Source organism: Cellvibrio sp. BR, from assembly GCF_000263355.1.
Classification (GTDB): domain Bacteria; phylum Pseudomonadota; class Gammaproteobacteria; order Pseudomonadales; family Cellvibrionaceae; genus Cellvibrio.
On record NZ_JH668213.1, the window covers coordinates 1 to 3,904 of the forward strand.

2 tRNA genes and 2 rRNA genes are annotated in these 3,904 nt (G+C 50.9%); all 4 read right to left on the reverse strand.

Annotated elements, in window-relative coordinates:
- Nucleotides 1–9: 9 nt before the first annotated feature.
- A 23S ribosomal RNA gene (locus O59_RS20690) occupies nt 10–2,897 on the reverse strand.
- 285 nt (nt 2,898–3,182) lie between these two features.
- A tRNA-Ala gene (locus O59_RS20695) sits at nt 3,183–3,258 on the reverse strand.
- Nucleotides 3,259–3,288: 30 nt separating this feature from the next.
- A tRNA-Ile gene (locus O59_RS20700) sits at nt 3,289–3,365 on the reverse strand.
- A 162-nt stretch (nt 3,366–3,527) separates the two neighbouring features.
- Nucleotides 3,528–3,904 (reverse strand): 16S ribosomal RNA (locus tag O59_RS20705); the annotation flags it as partial.

Below are 3,904 nucleotides of genomic sequence, written 5' to 3' on the forward strand. Positions count from 1 at the left end.
TTCTGTTATATGGTCAAGCCGCACGAGCAATTAGTATCAGTTAGCTCAACGCTTCGCAGCGCTTCCACACCTGACCTATCAACGTCGTAGTCTTCAACGGCTCTTTAGGGGGCTTAAAGCCCCAGGGAGATCTAGTCTTGAAGGAGGCTTCCCGCTTAGATGCTTTCAGCGGTTATCCCGTCCGAACATAGCTACCGGGCAGTGCCATTGGCATGACAACCCGAACACCAGAGGTTCGTTCATTCCGGTCCTCTCGTACTAGGAACAACTCTTCTCAAATCTCCAACGCCCACGGCAGATAGGGACCGAACTGTCTCACGACGTTCTAAACCCAGCTCGCGTACCACTTTAAATGGCGAACAGCCATACCCTTGGGACCGGCTTCAGCCCCAGGATGTGATGAGCCGACATCGAGGTGCCAAACACCGCCGTCGATGTGAACTCTTGGGCGGTATCAGCCTGTTATCCCCGGAGTACCTTTTATCCGTTGAGCGATGGCCCTTCCATACAGAACCACCGGATCACTAAGACCTACTTTCGTACCTGCTCGACATGTCTGTCTCGCAGTCAAGCGTGCTTTTGCCTTTACACTAACCTCATGATTTCCGACCATGATTAGCACACCTTCGTGCTCCTCCGTTACTCTTTGGGAGGAGACCGCCCCAGTCAAACTACCCACCATACACTGTCCGTAACCCCGATAAGGGGCCGACGTTAGAACCTCAAACATACCAGGGTGGTATTTCAAGGACGGCTCCATCGAAACTAGCGTCTCGACTTCAAAGCCTCCCACCTATCCTACACAGATAGGTTCAAAGTTCAGTGCAAAGCTATAGTAAAGGTTCACGGGGTCTTTCCGTCTAGCCGCGGGAACACGGCATCTTAACCGCGATTTCAATTTCACTGAGTCTCGGGTGGAGACAGCGCCCCCATCATTACGCCATTCGTGCAGGTCGGAACTTACCCGACAAGGAATTTCGCTACCTTAGGACCGTTATAGTTACGGCCGCCGTTTACCGGGGCTTCGATCAAGAGCTTCGCTTGCGCTAACCCCATCAATTAACCTTCCGGCACCGGGCAGGCGTCACACCCTATACGTCCACTTACGTGTTTGCAGAGTGCTGTGTTTTTAATAAACAGTTGCAGGGGCCTGGTATCTTCGACTGCCAATAGCTTACGGGGCAAGCCCTTCACCATCAGCAGTGCACCTTCTCCCGAAGTTACGGTGCCATTTTGCCTAGTTCCTTCACCCGAGTTCTCTCAAGCGCCTTGGTATTCTCTACCTGATCACCTGTGTCGGTTTGGAGTACGGTCTCTTTTTACCTGAAGCTTAGAGGCTTTTCTTGGAAGCATGGCATCAAGCACTTCATGTTCCGAGGAACACTCGTCATCAGTTCTCAGCCTTAGCATCCCGGATTTACCTAAGACACCAGCCTACGACCTTAAACACGGACAACCAACGCCGTGCTGCTCTAGCCTTCTCCGTCCCCCCATCGCAGTAAAAAGAGGTACAGGAATATTAACCTGTTTCCCATCGACTACGCGTTTCCGCCTCGCCTTAGGGGCCGACTAACCCTGTCCCGATTAGCGTTGGACAGGAACCCTTGATCTTCCGGCGGGGGAGTTTTTCACTCCCCTTATCGTTACTCATGTCAGCATTCGCACTTCTGATACCTCCAGCATGCTTCTCAACACACCTTCGACGGCTTACAGAACGCTCCCCTACCCCACATACAAAGTATGCAGCCGCAGCTTCGGTTGCTAGTTTTAGCCCCGTTACATCTTCCGCGCAGGCCGACTCGACTAGTGAGCTATTACGCTTTCTTTAAAGGGTGGCTGCTTCTAAGCCAACCTCCTAGCTGTCTAAGCCTTCCCACATCGTTTCCCACTTAACTAACATTGGGGACCTTAGCTGGCGGTCTGGGTTGTTGCCCTCTTGACAACGGACGTTAGCACCCGCTGTCTGTCTGCCATGATTGCACTCCAGGGTATTCGTAGTTTGCATGGGTTTGGTAAGTCGGGATGACCCCCTAGCCCAAACAGTGCTCTACCCCCCTGGGTGAGACATGACGCGCTACCTAAATAGCTTTCGGGGAGAACCAGATATCTCCCGGCTTGATTAGCCTTTCACCCCTATCCACACGTCATCCCCAAATTTTTCAACATTTGTGGGTTCGGTCCTCCAGTTAGTGTTACCCAACCTTCAACCTGCACATGGATAGATCGCCGGGTTTCGGGTCTATTGCCAGCGACTAGACGCCCTATTAAGACTCGCTTTCGCTACGGCTCCCCTATACGGTTAACCTTGCCACTGACAATAAGTCGCTGACCCATTATACAAAAGGTACGCAGTCACAGAACAAGTCTGCTCCTACTGCTTGTACGCACACGGTTTCAGGATCTATTTCACTCCCCTCACAGGGGTTCTTTTCGCCTTTCCCTCACGGTACTGGTTCACTATCGGTCAGTTGGGAGTATTTAGCCTTGGAGGATGGTCCCCCCATATTCAAACAGGATATCACGTGTCCCGTCCTACTCGTTTTCATGACTAAGGCATTTTCGTGTACGGGGCTATCACCCTGTATCGCCGCACTTTCCAGAGCGTTCCACTAACACCAAAGCCACTTAAGGGCTGGTCCCCTTTCGCTCGCCGCTACTAAGGGAATCTCGGTTGATTTCTTTTCCTCCGGGTACTTAGATGTTTCAGTTCCCCGGGTTCGCTTCCAGCAGCTATGTATTCACTGCAGGATACTTACTAAAAGTAAGTGGGTTCCCCCATTCAGAGATCTCAGGATCACAGCTTGTTTGCCAGCTCCCCTGAGCTTATCGCAGGCTCCTACGTCTTTCATCGCCTCCAACTGCCTAGGCATCCACCGTGTGCGCTTAGTCGCTTGACCATATAACACAAGCGACTGCTTTAACGATTTACAACATTGATACGCTCACGATAATAAGCGCATCGCATGAGTATGATTCGCCGGACTTTTGTGTAGATATACACAAGACATCCATAAATCAGCAATTTATTACTTTACATTCCACCTTGTTAAAGAGCATCTGGCGTAAAAACCAGTCAATTAACTTCTTTTCTTTTAGAAGCTTTTTGATTCCTTAAGCAGGAATGTAAAGCATTTAAAGAACAGACATTAATTGACTGACTTCTTCTTTAATCAACAAAAGAGTGGTGGAGCTAAACGGGATCGAACCGTTGACCTCCTGCGTGCAAGGCAGGCGCTCTCCCAGCTGAGCTATAGCCCCTTTTTCGAGGGAACTTCAAAACACAGAAGTTGGTAGGCCTGGGCAGACTCGAACTGCCGACCTCACCCTTATCAGGGGTGCGCTCTAACCAGCTGAGCTACAGGCCTATATCCTGGTCTGTAGACACTAGTTGTCGGCCGCTTACCTTTCAAAGTAACTCGCGGCGTCTAGCGACAAGCACTAGGGGACTAGCGACTAACAAATCTTTTATTGATTCCAGTCGATCAAGCAATGCGTGTGAGCACTTACAGACGGGTTGGCATATCGTTTAAGGAGGTGATCCAGCCCCAGGTTCCCCTAGGGCTACCTTGTTACGACTTCACCCCAGTCATGAATCACAAAGTGGTAACCGTCCTCCTTGCGGTTAGACTAGCTACTTCTTTTGCAACCCACTCCCATGGTGTGACGGGCGGTGTGTACAAGGCCCGGGAACGTATTCACCGTAACGTTCTGATTTACGATTACTAGCGATTCCGACTTCATGGAGTCGAGTTGCAGACTCCAATCCGGACTACGAACGGTTTTACGGGATTAGCTCCACCTCGCGGTTTGGCAACCCTTTGTACCGCCCATTGTAGCACGTGTGTAGCCCAGGTCGTAAGGGCCATGATGACTTGACGTCATCCCCACCTTCCTCCGGTTTGTC